General features: G+C 51.5%; 17 protein-coding genes. 13 read left to right on the top strand and 4 right to left on the bottom strand.

The window, feature by feature from the left end:
* Positions 1-5 precede the first annotated feature (5 nt).
* Positions 6-3,077, bottom strand: coding sequence for an amidohydrolase family protein (locus tag GS398_RS02350; protein WP_160905128.1), 3,072 nt, complete (start codon positions 3,075-3,077; stop codon positions 6-8).
* A gap of 185 nt (positions 3,078-3,262) precedes the next feature.
* On the opposite strand from GS398_RS02350, the gene GS398_RS02345 reads away from it, so the two are divergent.
* The 8 genes from GS398_RS02345 (at position 3,263) to GS398_RS02310 (ending at position 10,050) form a co-directional block, all read left to right on the top strand.
* Positions 3,263-3,712, top strand: coding sequence for a cytochrome B (locus tag GS398_RS02345; RefSeq protein WP_160905127.1), 450 nt, complete (start codon positions 3,263-3,265; stop codon positions 3,710-3,712).
* Between the two features lie 322 nt (positions 3,713-4,034).
* Positions 4,035-5,438: an anthranilate synthase component I family protein gene (locus GS398_RS02340; protein WP_160905126.1), complete on the top strand. Its 1,404-nt coding sequence runs from the start codon at positions 4,035-4,037 to the stop codon at positions 5,436-5,438.
* Positions 5,439-5,526: 88 nt separating this feature from the next.
* Entirely contained in the window at positions 5,527-6,093 is a 567-nt protein-coding gene (locus GS398_RS02335) for an anthranilate synthase component II (protein ID WP_160905125.1), read from the top strand.
* Between the two features lie 84 nt (positions 6,094-6,177).
* Entirely contained in the window at positions 6,178-6,966 is a 789-nt protein-coding gene (gene trpC / locus GS398_RS02330) for an indole-3-glycerol phosphate synthase TrpC (protein WP_160905124.1), read from the top strand.
* Positions 6,967-6,980: 14 nt separating this feature from the next.
* Positions 6,981-8,171, top strand: coding sequence for a GTPase HflX (hflX, locus tag GS398_RS02325; RefSeq protein ID WP_160905123.1), 1,191 nt, complete (start codon positions 6,981-6,983; stop codon positions 8,169-8,171).
* Positions 8,172-8,196: 25 nt separating this feature from the next.
* Positions 8,197-8,568: a ribosome-binding factor A gene (locus GS398_RS02320; protein WP_160905122.1), complete on the top strand. Its 372-nt coding sequence runs from the start codon at positions 8,197-8,199 to the stop codon at positions 8,566-8,568.
* The gene (locus GS398_RS02315; protein WP_237488064.1) at positions 8,525-9,253 is read left to right on the top strand and encodes a peptidoglycan DD-metalloendopeptidase family protein; all 729 of its coding nucleotides are present in this window, start codon (positions 8,525-8,527) and stop codon (positions 9,251-9,253) included. Before GS398_RS02320 ends, GS398_RS02315 begins: the two co-directional genes overlap by 44 nt.
* A 140-nt stretch (positions 9,254-9,393) precedes the next feature.
* Entirely contained in the window at positions 9,394-10,050 is a 657-nt protein-coding gene (locus tag GS398_RS02310; protein ID WP_160905121.1) for a TonB family protein, read from the top strand.
* A 13-nt stretch (positions 10,051-10,063) separates the two neighbouring features.
* Here GS398_RS02310 and GS398_RS02305 read toward each other — a convergent pair whose 3' ends face one another.
* Together GS398_RS02305 and GS398_RS02300 are read right to left on the bottom strand one after the other, a co-directional pair.
* Positions 10,064-10,513 (bottom strand): NanQ anomerase/TabA/YiaL family protein, encoded by a 450-nt coding sequence (locus GS398_RS02305; protein WP_160905120.1) that lies wholly within the window; start codon positions 10,511-10,513, stop codon positions 10,064-10,066.
* A 128-nt stretch (positions 10,514-10,641) separates the two neighbouring features.
* Positions 10,642-11,667, bottom strand: a complete 1,026-nt coding sequence (locus tag GS398_RS02300) for a sugar kinase (RefSeq protein ID WP_160905119.1) — start codon at positions 11,665-11,667, stop codon at positions 10,642-10,644.
* 363 nt (positions 11,668-12,030) lie between these two features.
* On the opposite strand from GS398_RS02300, the gene GS398_RS02295 reads away from it, so the two are divergent.
* The 4 genes from GS398_RS02295 (at position 12,031) to GS398_RS02280 (ending at position 16,275) form a co-directional block, all read left to right on the top strand.
* Positions 12,031-12,693: a beta/alpha barrel domain-containing protein gene (locus GS398_RS02295; protein WP_160905118.1), complete on the top strand. Its 663-nt coding sequence runs from the start codon at positions 12,031-12,033 to the stop codon at positions 12,691-12,693.
* 23 nt (positions 12,694-12,716) lie between these two features.
* Positions 12,717-14,048: an MFS transporter gene (locus GS398_RS02290; protein ID WP_160905117.1), complete on the top strand. Its 1,332-nt coding sequence runs from the start codon at positions 12,717-12,719 to the stop codon at positions 14,046-14,048.
* A gap of 10 nt (positions 14,049-14,058) precedes the next feature.
* On the top strand, positions 14,059-15,684 hold the full coding sequence (locus GS398_RS02285) for an NADP-dependent glyceraldehyde-3-phosphate dehydrogenase (RefSeq protein WP_160905116.1): 1,626 nt from the start codon (positions 14,059-14,061) through the stop codon (positions 15,682-15,684).
* Positions 15,685-15,768: 84 nt separating this feature from the next.
* Positions 15,769-16,275 carry a DinB family protein gene (locus GS398_RS02280; RefSeq protein ID WP_160905115.1) on the top strand — a complete coding sequence of 169 codons (507 nt, stop codon included), beginning with the start codon at positions 15,769-15,771 and terminating at the stop codon, positions 16,273-16,275.
* A 43-nt stretch (positions 16,276-16,318) separates the two neighbouring features.
* Here the strand turns inward: GS398_RS02280 and uxuA are convergent, their stop codons facing one another.
* Positions 16,319-17,476: a mannonate dehydratase gene (uxuA, locus tag GS398_RS02275; protein ID WP_369410209.1), complete on the bottom strand. Its 1,158-nt coding sequence runs from the start codon at positions 17,474-17,476 to the stop codon at positions 16,319-16,321.
* 210 nt (positions 17,477-17,686) lie between these two features.
* On the opposite strand from uxuA, the gene GS398_RS02270 reads away from it, so the two are divergent.
* A complete protein-coding gene (locus GS398_RS02270) occupies positions 17,687-18,079 on the top strand; it encodes a DoxX family protein (RefSeq protein ID WP_160905113.1) in 393 nt (130 codons plus the stop codon).
* The last annotated feature ends 61 nt before the right edge of the window (positions 18,080-18,140 follow it).

The following is an 18,140-nucleotide window of genomic DNA, read 5'->3' as shown; positions in this document are numbered from 1 at the left end:
AATAATTAATGGTTCCCGCCTATCAGCTGATCGAGGTCGGCTTCTGTGGTTTCACATTCGTACAAACGTGGTCCGCGGCCGCCAAATCCGCCCGGACGTTGGGTGCCCGCACCGCCTGCTTTCGCTTCGGTCATTTTCTGGATCAGCTTGCCTTGTTCTGCTTTAAGCGCTTTGCGTTTCACCGCATCCTGCTCCATGTCCCAATAAGGAACGCCCTCTACGTAGGTTTTTTCGGCCACTGCGTAAATAGAAAGCGGGTTAGCCGACCACAGTACCAGGTCGGCATCCTTACCTACCTTAATGCTCCCGATGCGGTTATCCACATGAAGCATTTTGGCAGGGTTAAGGGTAACGAGCTTCAGTGCGTCTTCTTCGCTCATTTTACCGTAAGTTACCGCTTTACCAGCTTCTTGGTTCAGGCGGCGTGCCATTTCGGCATCGTCGGAGTTGAAACCGGTAACCACACCCACCTCATGCATCAGCTTGCCGTTGTACGGGATCGCTTCTGCAACCTCCATTTTATAAGCCCACCAGTCAGAGAACGTAGAACCGGCAATGCCATGTGCTTTCATTTTGTCGGCCACTTTGTAACCTTCCAGGATGTGCGTAAATGTGTTGATCTTAAAGCCCATCGAATCGGCCACATGGATAAGCATGTTAATTTCCGACTGTACGTAGGAGTGACAGGTGATAAACCGTTTGCCGTCCAGGATCTCTACCAGCGCATCCAGTTCGAGGTCGCGGCGGGTAGTGCTGCCCTTTACCGCGCGTGCAGCTTTGTACTCCTTTGCACGGGTAAACGCATCGATGTATACCTGTTCCACACCCATACGTGTTTGGGGGAAACGCAGGTTAACGTTCTGGCCGAAGCCGCCGCCACCGCCGTTGCTTTGTTTAACGTTTTCGCCAAGGGCGAATTTGATAAAGCCGTCGCTGCCTTCAAATTTCATCTCCTCGGGGCTTTTCCCCCACCGAAGCTTGATTAGCTGGGTCTGGCCGCCGATCGAGTTGGCCGAACCGTGCAGGATGTGCGAAGTGGTTACCCCGCCCGCCAGCTGCCGGTAGATGTTGATGTCTTCAGCGTTGATCACGTCGGCAACCCTTACTTCGGCACTCACAGACTGGGCGCCTTCGTTAATGCCGTTGCTTGCCGCGATGTGCGAGTGCTCATCCACGATACCTGCCGAAATATGTTTGCCGGTAGCGTCGATCACTTTGGCGCTTCCTGCCGACAGGTTTTTGCCGATCGCTTTGATCTTGCCGCCCTCGATTAATACGTCGGTATTTTTCAGGATGCCATCTTTTTCGTTGGTCCATACGGTGGCATTTTTAAATAACACCGTTTCTGTTTTGGGTATTTCGGCATTGCCATAGGCAAGGAAAGGATAAACTACCGGTCCAGTAACAGGGGTGGTTTTGGCCGCCTCGGGCCTTCCTCCGCGGTTTGCCAGGGTATCCTTTCGGATGGCGTTCCAGCGTCCGGCAGTGCCATCTGGCATTACCGCTTCACCGCTCATGGTAACGGGGGAGTAACCGGAAATATAGCCGCTCAGCCTTACGTTACCTGCGGGGTTTTTCCTGAGGTCGAAATAAAGACCGATGATGTCGCCGTTACGCGTTAAGGTGCCGCGTGCCTGTACGCTGTCGGCGCCGGTGCGGATGATGGTTGCGTCGAGCGCAGCCGGGGTGGTACCGCCAATCCGGAGGGTAAGGGCCGGGGAGCCATCCATATTGAAGGTGTAGTTCCCGCGGATATCGAGCACATCCATCTTGGAAACCACGTACGGGCGGCCGTCTACCCAGTTTTCGTAAATGGTGGTGTTGGCCTTAAACAGGTTATCGGAGCTGATGATAAAGTTGGCATGCTTGCCTTTCGCCAGCGTACCAACCTGGGCGCTGATGCCCAGCATATCAGCAGGGATCTCGGTCAGGGATCTCAGCGCCTGTTTTTCGGTCAGGCCATATTCCATCGCAGTGCGGATGGCGGCCCAGAAATCCCTGGCGTTATCTACGCCAAACGAGGTGATCGCAAAGCGGATCCCGGCTTTTTCCAGTGCCGAAGGGTTAGTAGGGGCAAGCTCCCAGTCTTTCATCTGCGCGTAAGTGATGTTTCGTGCGTCGGCAGGGTCTTCCACATCATATGGTTTTGGAAAGCTAACCGGCACGATAAAGCTTCCGCCGGTGGCCTTCATCAGGTCCATGCGCTGGTATTCTTTACCGTCTGTTTTAAAGATGAACTGTTTGCCGAATTCCTTCCCGATCTTATCGGCCCGCAATACACTCTGCGGGTCGGTTACTTCGAAGATCTGCGGAAGCGACTGAATTTTATTAAACTCATCCAGGGTGATGTTGTACTCGTCCTTCGATGTTTTGTACCAGGCTGCATCCAGGAAAGTCTGGCGCAGTAACGCAATCGTACCCATCAGCGAAGTGGGATAGCTGGTGGTCGAGCTTCCCTTGCTGAACGAGTAGTTGGCTGCCGCGTTGTCCTTCAGCATCACCAGGTTATCCGGCTCGTCGCCAAGCGTTACCGCCGCCGAAGTTCCGCGAACAATTCCATCCCGGTTCACTGCCTGTACCGCTCCGAAGCCGAGTTTTTTCAGGGCTTCTGCGCGTGCCACATCTGCGGTGAAGGTGGTACCCACATGTACTTCCGGTTTGATCGCTTCATTCCAGCCGTAAGCGCCGGTTTTTGCCGGTGTTGCCGGGCGCGCCGCCGCTGCACCACCGCCGCCGCCCCTGCCGAAACCGCCGCCGCCTGCCGCCGGGGCAGGAAGACCGTAGCCGGTAAAAGCATCTACCAGGCCCGGGTAAATAAACTTACCTTTCAGGTCGACCGCGATGTATCCTTTTGGAACAGGTATGGCAGCACCGGGCCCGATGGCCTCGATGGTGCGGTCTTTAACCAGGAGTGTTCCTTTGGAAATCGTCTGGTCTGCGCTCACAACGATCGTTGCGTTCGTAAATGCGTATAGCCCGGGGCGGGTATCCCATGCGCCGTTAACAGGAAATGTTCCCTGCGCAGCTACGCGGATAACCGTGCCCAGAATAAAGCACAAGAGTAGAATTTTTCTCATTCGCTATAAAATTTTAAAGTATGTCCGAAAATAGGGGATATTTTTAATTTCACAATGGGCGGGTGAAGTAACTTTATAGTTATTCGTATTTTGTTGTCGAAAATTCAATATAAACCGGCAATTTTTAGGAAAAATCCAAATTCTCAGACTCAGTTTTTTAGCCTATTTTTGAAAAAAATAATTTTATGTACAAAATTCTCCTCGAAAGTCATTCAGGTCTCCGTTATGTGGTATTGGTACTGGTAATTGTCGCCATTATCTTCAGCTTCGATGGCTGGCTCGGTAAAAAGGCTTATGGCGAAGGCGTCCGCAAGCTCAACCTGTTCGCTATGATCGCTGTTCATATGCAGTTTCTGGTAGGGCTCATCCTCTATTTTTACAGCCCGCTGGTACAAACAGGCAGCATGGGCACGGCTATGAAAGACCCGACCCTTCGGTACTGGACCGTTGAGCACGCTACCATGATGATCATCGCCGTCGCTTTGTTCACCATCGGTCATTCCCGTTCAAAAAAAGAACCGGTAGCCGCATTAAAACACCGCACCATCGCCATTTTTTACACCCTTGCCTTCCTGGTAGTAATTGGAGCCATCGTCCATAGCGGGCGCGGGTTGTTCGCTATGACACACCTGTAACCACACATTAATGTTCAAATAATTTGCAGATCCAATTTTCTTTCTATTTTTGTGCCCGATGACTAACGCATTACATACAAGCAATATCTGGTGGTGGCCCGCACAGCTGCGCCGGGAAATAGTCGTTTTATAGCAAAGAAATAAGAACTATACGATAGATGAACCCGACGCTAACCCGTTGGGTTTTTTTGTGCTGTGAATCAGCGGTCAGTTGTGTCAGCTGTCAGCAATCAGCTCTTTGCAACGTGCTAAAGAGTTGCAACTTGATAATTAATTTAATAAGCTGACGGCTGATAGCTGGCAGCTGATAGTAATAACGTCCATGTACAAGTTATCTACCAACTACAAGAAACTGCTCGCAGATACCACTACCCCTGTAAGTATCTACCTGCGCCTGCGCGATATTTTCCCGAACAGCCTGCTGCTGGAAAGTTCCGACTATCACAGCCGCGAGAATAGCATGAGCTATGTTTGCTGCGACCCGATCGCAGGCATCACCCTTACGGGGGAAACATTTTCGGAATACTATCCTGATGGGCGCACCGAATCCTATTCTGCCCGGGGTCTTAACCTGCACGAGCGTGTTTCTGTCTTCCGCAACAGCTTTAAACAGGAGGAGGCCCAACCCTTCAAGTTTATTTCCGACGGCTTGTTTGGGTACTTTACCTTCGAAACCATCGAGTATTTTGAAGATATCAAGCTGAAGCCACAGGCAGAAAACGGCCGCGATATCCCATTGCTGCAATACCACATTTACAGGTATGTGATCGCCATCGATCATTTTAAGAACGAACTGTATATTTTTGAGCATGGTACCGGTAACAGTGCCGGCGAAGGCCTGGAGCGGATCAGCTACCTGATTAAAAACAAGGATTTCCCCGAATACCGTTTTTCCGCCATAGGCGAAGAAGCCTCCAACCTTACCGACGAAGAGTTCATCCAGGTGGTAAAAAACCTTAAGCAGCATATTTTCCGGGGCGATGTGTTCCAGATCGTGCCGTCGAGGGCGTTCTCGCGCTCGTTCCAGGGAGATGAGTTTAACGTATACCGGGCGCTGCGTTCCATTAATCCCTCGCCATATCTTTTCTATTTCGACTATGGCGATTTTAAGCTGTTCGGCTCTTCGCCGGAAGCGCAGTTAACCATTAAGAACCGTGCGGCCGCAATTTACCCGATCGCGGGTACCTTTAAACGTACCGGGAACGACATACTCGATGCGCAGCTAGCCGAACAACTGGAAAATGATCCCAAGGAAAGCGCCGAGCACGTAATGCTGGTAGACCTCGCCCGTAACGACCTGAGCCGCCATTGTACCGAAGTGCAGGTGGAAGCGTTTAAAGAAGTGCAGTATTATTCGCACCTGATCCACCTGGTATCGAAGGTTACGGGCAAACTCCAGGAAACCGCCGATCCGTTGTACGTGGTGGGCGATACCTTCCCGGCAGGTACCCTGAGCGGTGCACCCAAGTATATGGCAATGACCCTCATTAACAAGTTCGAGAACAGCAAACGGAGCTTTTATAGCGGCGCCATCGGTTATATGGGCTTTAATGGCGACTTTAACCACGCCATCATGATCCGGTCTTTCCTGAGCCGCAATAACGTGCTGCACTACCAGGCGGGCGCGGGCATCGTTGCCGATTCAGACCCGGTAAGTGAGCTTAACGAAGTAAATAACAAGATCATGGCCCTTCGCAAAGCGATGGAAATGGCAGTAGAAATCTAGTAATGAGTGATCAGTCGTAAGTTGCCAGTTCCTGTAGGGCCATACAGGGACTGAAAACTGACCACTGATCACTGAAAACCCAACTAACATGAAAATCCTCGTCATTGATAATTACGATTCCTTCACCTTTAACCTGGTACATCTCCTACATGAGTGCGGGCGGCAGGCCGAGGTATGGAGAAATGATAAATTTGCACTGGCAGATATTGAACCTTTCGACAAGATCCTGCTGTCCCCGGGTCCCGGGATCCCTTCGGAAGCGGGCCTGCTGCCGGACGTGATCCGTACCTGGTCGCCGTCCAAAAGCATCCTCGGCATTTGTCTTGGTATGCAGGCCATGGCCGAAGTGTTTGGCGGAAGCCTCTACAACCTTTCCCGCCCGGTACACGGCAGGGCCACCATGCTCAACGTTACACAGCCCGGTGAGGTGCTTTACCAGCAACTCCCGGAAAAGTTCAACGTGGGGCGTTATCACTCCTGGGCGGTGTCTCCGGAAAACCTTCCTGCCGAATTGGAGGTTACCGGAACGGATGTTGATGGTGTGATCATGTCGCTGCGCCATAAAACGCTCGACGTGCGCGGCGTACAGTACCACCCGGAATCGGTACTTACGGAAAACGGCAGGGTGATTATACAAAACTGGCTGGAGGGGTAACCAGTAGTCGGTGAGCAGCTTTCGGTGCCGGTACGGCATTTAGCTGGGACTGACTACTGAAAACTGACCACTGATACTAAAGATATGACCATACTAGATAAGATAGTGCTTAAAAAGCGCGATGAGGTTTCGAAAGCCCGTCTCCGGGTACCGGTATCGAGGCTCGAAGAGGGTGAGCTTTTCCAGCATGCCTGCTATTCGATGCGGGATTTTATGCTGGATACAAGCCGGACGGGCATTATTGCCGAGTTTAAACGGGCATCACCTTCAAAGGGCATCATCAATAACCGCGCGGACGTGGCGAAAGTAACGCAGGAGTATGCAGGGGCGGGCGCTTCGGCCTTGTCGGTACTTACCGACAACGAGTTTTTCGGCGGCAAGAAACGCGACCTGGTGGAAGCACGCGGAGCAAACGCCATCCCGCTGCTTCGTAAGGACTTTATGATCGACGAATACCAGGTAGTGGAAGCCAGGGCGCTTGGTGCAGACATCATCCTGCTGATCGCCGCCATCCTCACGCCTGCCGAGATCGCCAAATTTGCCCGACTGGCGAAAAGCCTTGGCATGAACGTACTGCTGGAGGTTCATAACCGCGAAGAGCTCGATCGCAGCATTTGCGAAGACCTCGACGCCATCGGTGTGAATAACCGCAACCTCGCCGATTTTTCGGTGGATATTAAACATTCTTACGATCTTGTTGAAGCGATCCCCGGCCAGTTCCTCAAGATCTCCGAAAGCGGCATCAGCGATGTGCAAACTATCCGCGATCTGAAGTCTGCAGGGTTTAACGGCTTCCTCATCGGGGAGAACTTTATGAAACAGGAAGATCCCGGCGCCGCCATGGCAGATTTTGTGGAACAATTAAAAAAATAAAGGGTTACCCTAACATGCCCAGACAGAAATTTTACGACACCGCCATCAAACCCGAAAGGGCCGTATTGGTGGGCATTGTTACCCCCGGTGAAACGGAAGACGAAACACGCGAGTACCTGGACGAGCTTGCTTTCCTGGTAGATACCGCCGGCGGAGAAACAGTGAGGTCGTTCACCCAAAAAATGCAGCGTCCCGAGCGCGCCACTTTTGTGGGCACCGGTAAGCTGGAAGAGATCAACGCATTCGTAAAGTCCGAAGAGATCGATATCGTGGTATTCGACGATGAATTATCGCCTTCGCAGCTGCGCAATATCGAAAACGAGCTGCAGGTAAAGATCCTCGACCGCAGCAACCTGATCCTGGATATCTTCGCGCGCCGCGCACAAACCGCCCAGGCCAAAACGCAGGTGGAACTGGCGCAGCTCCAATATCTTTTACCAAGATTAACGAGATTATGGACCCACCTTGAACGCCAAAAAGGCGGGATCGGGATGCGTGGTCCCGGGGAATCCCAGATCGAGACTGACAGGCGGCTCATCCTGCAAAAGATCTCGCTGTTAAAAGAGAAGCTCCGCCAGATCGATAAGCAGAACGAAACCCAGCGCAAGAACAGGGGAGAGCTGGTGAGGGTTGCACTGGTGGGGTATACCAACGTAGGCAAATCCACCATCATGAACCTGGTTTCCAAGTCGGAGGTGTTTGCGGAAAACAAGCTGTTCGCTACGCTGGATACTACCGTGCGCAAAGTGGTGATCGGGAACCTGCCGTTCCTGCTGTCGGATACCGTTGGGTTTATCCGCAAGCTGCCGCATCACCTGGTAGAGTGTTTTAAGTCGACGCTCGATGAGGTGCGTGAAGCCGATATCCTGCTGCATGTGGTCGATATTTCTCACGCCAATTTCGAAGACCATATCCGCACCGTGAACGAAACGCTCAAGGAGCTCGGCGCCGTGGATAAGCCTGTGATCACCATATTCAATAAAACCGATGCGTACCGGCCCGCACCGTTCGATGCCGACGCCCCTGAAGTGCCGCCGCTCTCCCTCGCCGAGTTTAAACGAAGCTGGATGGCCGACTTCAACAGCCCGGCGATCTTTATCTCCGCGCTGCAGAAAGACAACATCGATGAGTTCAGGTCGTTGCTTTACGAAAAAGTGAAAGCCATTCATGTGGGCAGGTTCCCCTACGATAAGCTTTTATATTGAGAAAACATTTTATACATTACCACCCATGGAAAGTACACGCCAACAAAAATTCGCCGGGGTTATTCAAAAAGAGCTCGCCCAGGTATTTCAGCGGGAGGGTACCGGTTTCCTGCCCGACACCCTCGTCACCATCACCATGGTGCGGGTAACTCCCGATCTTGCCATCGCCCGCGTGTTCCTCAGCTTCTTTAATATTACCAACCCTACGCTGGCCCTCAATACGGTGACCGCTCATGCCGGTGAGATCCGCTATAAGCTTGGCATGAAGATCAGGCACCAGGTAAAGACGGTTCCGCAACTCGAGTTCTACCTCGACGATACCAGCGAATACGTACAGCGAATGGATAAGCTCTTTGATAAAATCAGTAAAGAGCCCCGTCAGCCCGACGAAGAGTGATCTGCAGATGTGGCTGAAGGATTACCTCGACAATAATGCCGGGCAGATCTGCCCGGTGGTAGACTTCGACCCGGGCGACCGGTTATTACCACTCGATTTTACGGGTGCGGCCGCCGGACCCGATGCGGCCACCGTTGCCGATCCACCGGTTTTTGCCGCCTGGATAGAAGATAAGCTCGCCGAAACCGGTTGCCGCTACGGCATCGGGGGTTATGCGGAGAACCGCACCCTCTATCAATCAAAAGCCCTGTTCGGCAACGGCGGCGAGCCCCGCAGCCTGCACCTGGGTACCGATATCTGGGGGCCTGCCGGCACCCCGATCTACTGCCCGATGGATGCCACCGTACATAGTTTTGCCAACAATGATAATTTTGGCGATTATGGCGGTACGGTCATCCTGCAGCACCATACCGGCGACCGGTTGTTTTACACGCTTTACGGGCATTTAAGTGTGTCTTCACTAACCGGTCTTTCAGAAGGGATGTTGATCCGTTCCGGTACCCCTTTCGCGACGCTTGGCGCCATAAACGAAAATGGTCACTGGCCCCCGCACCTTCATTTCCAGCTTATGCTTGACATGCAGGGTAGAAAAGGAGACTACCCGGGTGTATGCAGGATGTCTGAACAGGACCTGTGGCTGAAGAATTGCAAGGATCCCGGGTGGGTGCTCAGGTACACGTTTTAGGTGAGTTAGACGTTATACGTAGAACGTTGTACGTGCCGGATAACGCCGCGGACAGGTTTATAATTAATCCGGGTGATAAAATACGATCTTGTAAACACGTATAGCGTTAAACGTTAAACGTTCAACCAATAAATCGAAAAATGAACTTCCTGATATTTCTGAACATCTTAAGTCTCGTCTTCCAGTATGACCAGCCGTCTTTTAAAGGTGGCGCAAGCCGGCTCGACGCCTTTATTAACAATAACCTGATCTACCCCGAGTTCTCCAAGCAGAATTGCCTGCAGGGAACCATCCAGGTAAGCTTCAGGCTTAATAGCGGGGGCCGGATCTACCAGTCGGCTGTTCAAAAGGGATACGGCACAGACCTGGATAAAGAAGCGCTGCGCATTGTACGCCTCACCTCCGGAAAGTGGATCGTTCCCGCGGGGTATGACACCACGCAATCGATCGTGCTTCCTATCAACTTCGCGTTGAAAGAATTTAACTGCGAACGCCGGTCGCCGGAACAGATCCGCGAAGCTATCGCCGCTTACCGGTCGCGCGAAGCGCTCACCCGGGCAGTCCTTAATTTCTACGACAAAAAGAAAACAGGGAACTACGCTGCCGATGACGAAGCCAAGATCCTCGACCTGAAAGCGCAACTCGGTTACGACGAACGTTACATAGACCGCATGCTTAAACAGGCCGCAAGTAAAATAAAGCAACAGGACAAAGAAGGGGCCTGCGAAGACCTCCTGTTTGTAAGAAGGCTGGGAAGCGACCGGGCAGAGAAGATGATTGAAGCTAATTGTAAGTAGAGAACCTCTACGCTCAAATCCTCACCTTCACAACTCCCTTCTTGATCGGCCCGCTGCCGATCATCGGCGCGTGCACGTCTTCAGGGAAGAAGATCACAAACTGGCCCGGGTTCAGTTCGAAGAACATGTCGGGTGCGTCATTGTAAAACGCAACGTCTTTTTCTGGATTGTACGACCCTTTTTCGTCCTTGCAGTCGCCGCGCGGCTTCCATCCCATTTTTTCGGTACCGCGGATGCAGACCTGGATATCGATATGCTGGTTATGGCACTCGAACTTGGCGGTCGACTCTTCCACCGTCATGGCCTCTTTGTCGGTAATACCGATCTTCAGCCCTTCGGCGATGTCGTACTTGCCTACCCCGATCGTGTCGAGGTCCTGCGCATGCAGGTATTCGAACGCTTTTGCAAACAACGGGTGAACACTATAATATCTGGAACCGTTTTCGAGAGAATCTATGATCATGTAATGTTGGTTGAACAGGTTGGCAAATCGTATAAATATGTAATGGATGGTATTAGAAGGAGAGAATGGAGAATGGGGAATAGAGAATGGGGAATGGGCCGGATGGCTCGGCCCGTTCCTCGTTTCAATTACCGTTGTACCCGTCCTGATCCGTCGCCTCCAACGAGGTCCTTCACTTCCGACAGGGTTGCGTGGTTCAGATCGCCGGGGATGGTATGTTTCAGCGCCGAAGCTGCTACGCCAAATTCAGCGGCATCGCCCATGGCCATACCGGTTACCAGGCCGTAGATGAAACCGCTGGCGAAAGAGTCGCCGCTGCCTACACGGTCAACGATGCGTACTTCGTATGATTTGGTATGGTAGAAATCTGTTCCGTTGTAAACCAGCGCCGACCATCCGTTGTCAGAAGCACTATGGCTTTCGCGAAGGGTAGAAGCAATATATTTGAAGCCGAACTTTTCTTTCATTTGCTGGAAAACGTCTTTATATCCGTCGAGGTTCAGTTCGCCCTTGGTTACATCGGTTCCTTTGCTGGTGAAACCGAGGGTGGTGTCGGCGTCTTCTTCGTTGCCGATGCAAACGTCTACATACTGGCAAAGACGGGTCATTACTTCACGCGCTTTTTCTTTGCTCCAAAGCTTTTTACGGTAGTTCAGGTCGATACTGGTAGTGATGCCTTTAGCTTTTGCGGCCTTTAACGCAGCTTCGGTAAGCGCGGCGGCTTTATCGCTCAGCGCGGGTGTAATGCCGGTGGTATGGAACCAATCGGCGCCTTCAAAGATCTTGTCGAAATCGAATTCATCGATCTCCACTTCCGAGATAGAAGCGTCTGCACGGTCATACACTACCTGCGAAGCACGCATCGAGGCGCCTGTTTCCAGGAAATAGATCCCTAAGCGCTTTCCGCCGCGGGCAACATATTGAGTGTCGACGCCATAACGGCGTAAATGGTTGATGGCCGCCTGGCCGATGGGGTTGTTAGGCACCTTAGAAACAAAAGTTCCGTTAAGGCCATAGTTACAAAGCGCGGCAGAAACGTTTGCTTCGCCACCGCCATACGTTACATCAAATGTATCGCTCTGCACGAATCTCTTGAAATCAGGAGTAGATAAGCGCAGCATTATTTCTCCCAGGGTTACAACTTTTTTAGACATTGTTTATCTTGTTTTGATATTTAGAAAACACGGTTCTTGATAAGCTTAAAGGTTGAAGTACAAAGCTTAAACGATCCTGCAAACGCCAATTATTTGCCCGGGTAAATCGTCCCGGGTGCCCGGAAGATGCTTTATGCTTTATGCTTTTTAGCTTTCGCCTTTTTGAGGCTTAATCGACCAAAAGTACATTAACGTTCTTTTAAATAACAAGTTTCGGGATAAAAAACCGGCAATAAATCTCCGGGAACGTTTGCGTAAATACTTTAATATCATGACGGATGATTTAAATGTTTACGCTGTATGTTTGCTTAATTTTTCTACATTAGCCACCCAAATTATAACAGTTTTGAACTAATCAGTATCATGGATAAGAAGTCAATCCTTTTAAAACTCATCCCCGAACAGGGAATTCTGCCTTTATATTTTAACAAAGACACAGAAACCAGCATCGAACTGCTGCGCGCATTATACAAAGCCGGGATCCGTACCGTGGAATACACTAACCGGGGAGAAGCTGCGCTAAACAACTTTGCGAAGATGAAAGAAGTTTGCGCCAACGAGCTTGAAGGGATGTACCTCGGGGTGGGCACCATTAAGGATACAGCGTCTGCGCAGGCGTTTATCGATGCCGGGGCAGATTATATTATCAGCCCGGGCCTGGTAGAAGATGTCGCCGGGCTCGCCGAAAAACTTGGGATCCTCTGGGTCCCTGGTTGTATGACTCCCACAGAAGTGATCAAAGCCGAACAGCTCGGCGCTAAAGTAATAAAGCTGTTCCCGGGCAATATCCTCGGGCCTGCGTTCCTTTCGGCCATTAAAGACCTGTTCCCTAACCTGTTATTTATGCCTACCGGTGGCGTAGAGGTCGATAAGGACAATATCTCCGGCTGGTTCAAAGCCGGTGTTTGCGCAGTAGGCATGGGAAGCAAGCTGATAAGTAAGGACGTAATGGAAAACAAAAAGTACGACGAGCTGATCACCGCCACCAAAGACGCGATCGCCATCGTGCAGTCTTGCCGCAAATAAACTAACCAATAAACGTTTTCGAAATGAAGGAAAACAAAATGAGCAATTACAGGTGGACGATCTGTGCACTTGTGTTTTTTGCTACGACTGTTAATTACCTCGACCGTGCCGTGATCAGCTTGCTAAAGCCTTACCTGGCTGCCGCATTTAACTGGGACAAAGTACAGGAGGTGGAGAATTATGCCGATATCGAGCTTGCATTCAAGATCTCCTATGCATTGGGGATGCTTTTTGCAGGCCGCGTGATCGACAAGCTGGGCACCAAGATCGGGTATGCCATTGCCACCACCTTGTGGAGCATCGCCGCGGTATGCCATGCATTAGCAACCGGAACTGCCGGTTTCGCGTTAGCCCGTGTATTCCTGGGAATTACCGAAGCGGGTAATTTTCCATCGGCCATTAAAGCTACCGCAGAATGGTTCCCTAAAAAGGAGCGGGCGTTTGCCACCGGGATCTTTAATTCAGGTTCGAACATCGGCGCCATCATCGCGCCGCTTTCCGTTCCTTTTATCGCGGAGAAGTGGGGCTGGCAATGGGCGTTCATCCTTACCGGGGCCATCGGTTTTATATGGCTCGCCCTGTGGTTCATCTTATACGAAGTTCCTGCTAAACACAAGTTGCTTTCTAAAGCTGAGTTCGACTACATCCACGCCGACAAAGAGGCTTCTGCCGACCTGAACGCAGAGACCGGCGAGCCCGAAACTGCGAAGGTTTCCTGGTTCAGGCTGCTGAGCTTTAAACAGACCTGGGCATTTGCCATCGGCAAGCTGCTTACCGACCCGATCTGGTGGTTCTATTTATTCTGGCTGCCGGATTTTCTCAAAAAGCAATATCACCTGAGCAATACCGACCTGGCTTTCCCGACAGCAGTGGTATATATCATTTCCAGCCTGGGAAGCGTTGGCGGCGGGTACCTGCCCATGAAGCTGATCAACAGCGGCTGGCAAGTGTTCAAGGCGCGTAAAACAAGTATGCTGATCTATGCGTTTTGCGTGATCCCTATCGTTTTCGCACAGATCGCCGGTTCCGTAAATATGTGGCTGGCCGTGTTGGTGATCGGCCTGGCCGCTGCGGCACACCAGGCATGGAGCGCAAACATCTTTACCACCGTTTCAGATATGTTCCCTAAACGCGCTACCGGTTCTGTAACAGGTATTGGGGGAATGTTTGGCGGACTTGGCGGGATCCTGCTTACCGCATTGGTACAGAAAGGCATGTTTAAATATTACGAAAGTATTAATGATATCCAGACCGGTTACTACATTATGTTCTTTATATGCGGCGCCGCATACCTGCTGGCGTGGCTGATCATGCATTTCCTGGTGCCGCGGATGAAGCCGATCACCCTAAACTAAAAGACTCATTATGAGCGTTAAAGATCAGATTGCCTCTATTTTTGTCGACGAAAGTGATATCCCTAAGGAGTTCCTTTTCGATGAAGAGATCCATCAGAAAGAATACCTCTCTAACGGAGAGATGAAGCCCTGGACAGGCCCGTGCTCGGAAGTGCTTTCGCCTGTATTTGTAAGATCGGGCGAAGAACTGAAGCGAAAGCTGGTAGGCAGTTTCCCCGTTTGTACCGAAAAGGAAGCCATGGAGGCGCTCGATGCTGCCGTTAACGCGTATAACAACGGGCGCGGCGAATGGCCGACCATGAGTGTGCAAAACCGCATCACCTGTGTGGAACAATTCACAAGGAAGATGGTGGAAAAGAAAGAAATTGTCGTAAAACTCATCATGTGGGAGATCGGCAAATCGTATGCCGATTCGGTGAAGGAATTCGACCGTACCGTGGAATATATCCATGCCACCATCGATGCGCTGAAAGATATCGACCGAGATTCGTCCCGCTTCCAGATCGAACAGGGAATTGTAGCACAGGTACGCCGCTCGCCCCTGGGCGTGGTGTTATGCATGGGGCCTTTTAACTACCCGCTAAACGAAACATTCACTACGCTGATCCCGGCGCTGATCATGGGAAATACCATCCTGTTTAAGCCGCCCAAGCATGGTACGTTACTGCATTACCCGCTACTGGAGGCTTTCCGTACCTGTTTCCCGAAAGGGGTGGTAAATACGATCTATGGTCGCGGACATACCATTGTGCCTGGCCTGATGCAATCGGGTAAGATCAACGTGCTTACGCTGATCGGTTCGAGCAAAGTGGCCGACGAGTTGAAGAAACTGCACCCTAAAGTGAACCGCCTCCGCGCCATCCTGGGTTTGGATGCAAAAAACGCGGCCATCATCACCAAAGACGCAGATATCACGTTGGCGGTAGAAGAAACGGTGCTGGGCGCTCTTTCCTTTAACGGGCAGCGGTGTACGGCGATCAAGATCGTTTTCGTACATCGCAGCATCGCGCAGCTGTTCCTGAAAACGCTGGCTGAAGCCGTTGAAAAGCTCAAGTTTGGCATGCCATGGGAGAAAGGGGTAAACCTGACGCCGCTTCCCGAACCGCACAAGCCGGCTTACCTGAAAGAATGTATTGAAGATGCCGAAAGCAAAGGCGCCAAAGTGGTAAACGAGAACGGCGGTATTGCCAACGAATCGTTCGTGTACCCTGCTATTATGTACCCGGTAAATTCGCAAATGAAGCTCTACCGCGAAGAACAGTTTGGTCCGGTGATCCCGGTTGTACCCTTCGATGACCTGGAGGAACCGATCCAGTACCTGATCGATTCTACCCACGGCCAGCAGGTGAGCGTGTTTAGCAACAACCCGGATGTGATCGCATCGCTGATAGATCCGCTGGTAAACCAGGTGAGCCGCGTAAACATCAACTGCCAGTGCCAGCGCGGTCCCGACGTCTTCCCCTTCACAGGAAGAAAAGACAGCGCGGAGGGAACTTTATCTGTAGTTGATGCGCTCCGCTCGTTCTCGATCCGCTCACTCGTTGCGGCCAAGCTGAACGAAAACAATAAAGCGTTATTAAACGAGATCGTAGAAGATAACAACTCCAATTTTTTGAGTACGAAGTATATCTTTTAAGTCAGTACGTTACAGAACAAGATAGGTTAAAGGCTGGAGGTTTCAGCCTTTAACCTATCCTTTAGCCTAAATATCACAATCGCAATGGAAGCCTGGCAACGCGGTCCCCTCCCCGATATCCCGCCTTTGCTGCAGCCGGTTGCGCATGCTTTACTGCAGGCGCGTGAAGAAGTGGCGGAGCTATTGATCGATTTCCCCGCCACATGGCTATGGGAACGGCCGGCCGGGCTGGCATCGGTGGGCTTTCACCTGCAGCACTTAAGCGGGGTGCTCGACAGGTTGTTTACTTATGCGAGAAACGAGGCGTTAAACGAGGAACAGTTTGCTTATTTAAAGGCAGAGGGGAAGGACTCAGCCACCGGCTGCTCGGTTCAGGAGCTGGTGGACAGGTTTAGCGTGCAGGTAGAGGCGGCTTTTAAACAATTGATGGATACGCCTGAAGACACGCTGACAGATTTTCGCGGTATCGGCAGATCGCAGCTCCCGTCAACGGTGATCGGGTTGTTAGTTCATGCCGCCGAGCACACCATGAGGCATGTGGGCCAGTTGCTGGTGACGGTAAAGGTGGTGCGGATAACATTTCAAACTTAACGTCCCGGCCGGTTTACCGGCCGGGACGTTATCTCCTGCTTCTTTATTCAAATGATCTCACGATCCCGAGTTCCAGGCCTCTCAGTTCCGCCAGGCCTTTGAGCCTGCCGATGGCGGAATAGCCGGGATAGGTAACTTTTTTCAGATCATCCAGCATTTGGTGACCGTGGTCCGGGCGCATCGGGATGGAGCCTTTCCGCTTCATCACTTCTACGATTTCTTTTACTACGGCATACATATCGGCGTCGCCGTCGAGGTGGTTGGCTTCGAAGAAGTTACCGTGTTCGTCGCGTTTCGTGTTGCGCAAGTGCAGGAAGTGGATGTGGTCGCCCAGGCGTTTCACCATCCCCGGGAGGTCGTTATCCGCGCGTACGCCATAAGAGCCGGTGCAGAAGCATAACCCGTTGGCGGGAGAAGGTGCGCAAGCCAGTAGTTGGTTGGCGTCTTCCTCGGTGCTCACAATTCTTGGTAACCCCAGTATCGGGAAAGGAGGATCGTCCGGGTGGATCGCCATCTGAAGCCCGGTCTCTTCCGCCACGGGAACTACCTGCTGCAGGAAATAGAAGAGATGTTCCTTCAGTTTCGCCCGGTCGATGTGTTCGTAGGTTCTCAGGGCGGCGAGGATCTGCTCTTCGGTAAAGCGCTCTTCGCTTCCCGGGAGGCCAAGTAAGGTGTTTTTGTAAAGTTCCTCTTTTTCGGCGACGGTCATGGTGGCAAACCGTTCTTTTGCGGAAGCGATCTCTTCCTGCGTATAATCGGCTTCGGCCCCGGGCCGTTTCAGGATAAACAGGTCGAACGCGATAAACGCCGCCTTTTCAAAACGAAGTGCTTTCGACCCATTTTCGAGGGTGTAGAACGGGTCGGTACGCATCCAGTCGAGGATGGGCATAAAGTTGTAGGTAACCACTTTAAGTCCGCAAGCCGCCACATTGCGCAGGCTTTGTTTGTAGTTTTCGATGTGGTGCAGGTAGTTGCCCGATTGTTTTTTGATCTCCTCGTGTACGGGCAGGCTTTCGATCACTGTCCAGGTGAGGCCAGCGCCTTCCACCTCCGCTTTGCGTTTGCTGATCTCTTCCACCGTCCATATTTCTCCAACCGGTACATGGTGAAGGGCCGTTACCACACCGGTACATCCCGCCTGGCGGATATCCCACAAGCTTACCGGGTCATTTGGCCCGTACCAGCGCATGGTTTGTTCCATTAAATACATATTTCTGTCGTTGTTTTTTCCCGCAATTTAGCATGTTTTTGATGACCGGCAGGATTTTTTAGCGCAAACGTTTTCGCGGGAGCCGTACATCCTTTTTTTGCCTCTTTTTTGTCGCTTTCGCCCCTCCTGGCGTGCCGGTATACGCATTAGCTTTGTATTAAATCACATAACAGGTATTCTAATAATCTACAAACTATTATCATGACAACTACAGCAAACAAAGCGGACAAAATCATTTATTGGGTAACTACGGGCTTAATAGCTCTTTTTATTATTCCAGGCATATTCTTCCTGAATAGCGAAATGGCGCTCAGCGGTACCCGTAACCTCGGGTTGCCGATGTGGTTCCACTGGGAGTTGGGTATCGCTAAATTCCTGGGCGCAGTGGTGCTTATCGTTCCTTTCTTTCCCAAACGGATCAAAGAATGGGCATATGCAGGCCTCGGCATCGACTTCATTTCGGCGGCTATCGCCAACTACGCGGTTTACGGAATTGCCGGTATGTGGTGGTTCGCGGTGATCTGGTTCGCGGTACTTGTCATCTCGTACATAAAATTCCACAAGATCTACGGCGAAGCGGGCAGCAGCAAGTGATCAGCTAAATGGTTTTGGCAAACGCTGCGCCGTTTTTCCATGCCGGCACCCTGATATTTCC

This window comes from Hufsiella ginkgonis (assembly GCF_009834915.1).
GTDB classification, from domain to species: domain Bacteria; phylum Bacteroidota; class Bacteroidia; order Sphingobacteriales; family Sphingobacteriaceae; genus Hufsiella; species Hufsiella ginkgonis.
Note: the sequence above shows the minus strand (reverse complement) of the source record. Positions and strands in the feature narration are given on the sequence as shown.

Excerpts from the sequence above, each read along its gene's own strand:
- GS398_RS02285 (WP_160905116.1), top strand. The coding sequence starts at position 14,059 with ATGAGCGTTAAAGATCAGATTGCCTCTATTTTTGTCGACGAAAGTGAT.
- GS398_RS02320 (WP_160905122.1), top strand. The coding sequence starts at position 8,197 with ATGGAAAGTACACGCCAACAAAAATTCGCCGGGGTTATTCAAAAAGAG.
- hflX (WP_160905123.1), top strand. The coding sequence starts at position 6,981 with ATGCCCAGACAGAAATTTTACGACACCGCCATCAAACCCGAAAGGGCC.
- trpC (WP_160905124.1), top strand. The coding sequence starts at position 6,178 with ATGACCATACTAGATAAGATAGTGCTTAAAAAGCGCGATGAGGTTTCG.
- GS398_RS02295 (WP_160905118.1), top strand. The coding sequence starts at position 12,031 with ATGGATAAGAAGTCAATCCTTTTAAAACTCATCCCCGAACAGGGAATT.
- GS398_RS02310 (WP_160905121.1), top strand. The coding sequence starts at position 9,394 with ATGAACTTCCTGATATTTCTGAACATCTTAAGTCTCGTCTTCCAGTAT.
- uxuA (WP_369410209.1), bottom strand. The coding sequence starts at position 17,476 with ATGGAACAAACCATGCGCTGGTACGGGCCAAATGACCCGGTAAGCTTG.
- GS398_RS02280 (WP_160905115.1), top strand. The coding sequence starts at position 15,769 with ATGGAAGCCTGGCAACGCGGTCCCCTCCCCGATATCCCGCCTTTGCTG.
- GS398_RS02290 (WP_160905117.1), top strand. The coding sequence starts at position 12,717 with ATGAAGGAAAACAAAATGAGCAATTACAGGTGGACGATCTGTGCACTT.
- GS398_RS02335 (WP_160905125.1), top strand. The coding sequence starts at position 5,527 with ATGAAAATCCTCGTCATTGATAATTACGATTCCTTCACCTTTAACCTG.
- GS398_RS02345 (WP_160905127.1), top strand. The coding sequence starts at position 3,263 with ATGTACAAAATTCTCCTCGAAAGTCATTCAGGTCTCCGTTATGTGGTA.
- GS398_RS02350 (WP_160905128.1), bottom strand. The coding sequence starts at position 3,077 with ATGAGAAAAATTCTACTCTTGTGCTTTATTCTGGGCACGGTTATCCGC.
- GS398_RS02270 (WP_160905113.1), top strand. The coding sequence starts at position 17,687 with ATGACAACTACAGCAAACAAAGCGGACAAAATCATTTATTGGGTAACT.
- GS398_RS02305 (WP_160905120.1), bottom strand. The coding sequence starts at position 10,513 with ATGATCATAGATTCTCTCGAAAACGGTTCCAGATATTATAGTGTTCAC.
- GS398_RS02340 (WP_160905126.1), top strand. The coding sequence starts at position 4,035 with ATGTACAAGTTATCTACCAACTACAAGAAACTGCTCGCAGATACCACT.
- GS398_RS02300 (WP_160905119.1), bottom strand. The coding sequence starts at position 11,667 with ATGTCTAAAAAAGTTGTAACCCTGGGAGAAATAATGCTGCGCTTATCT.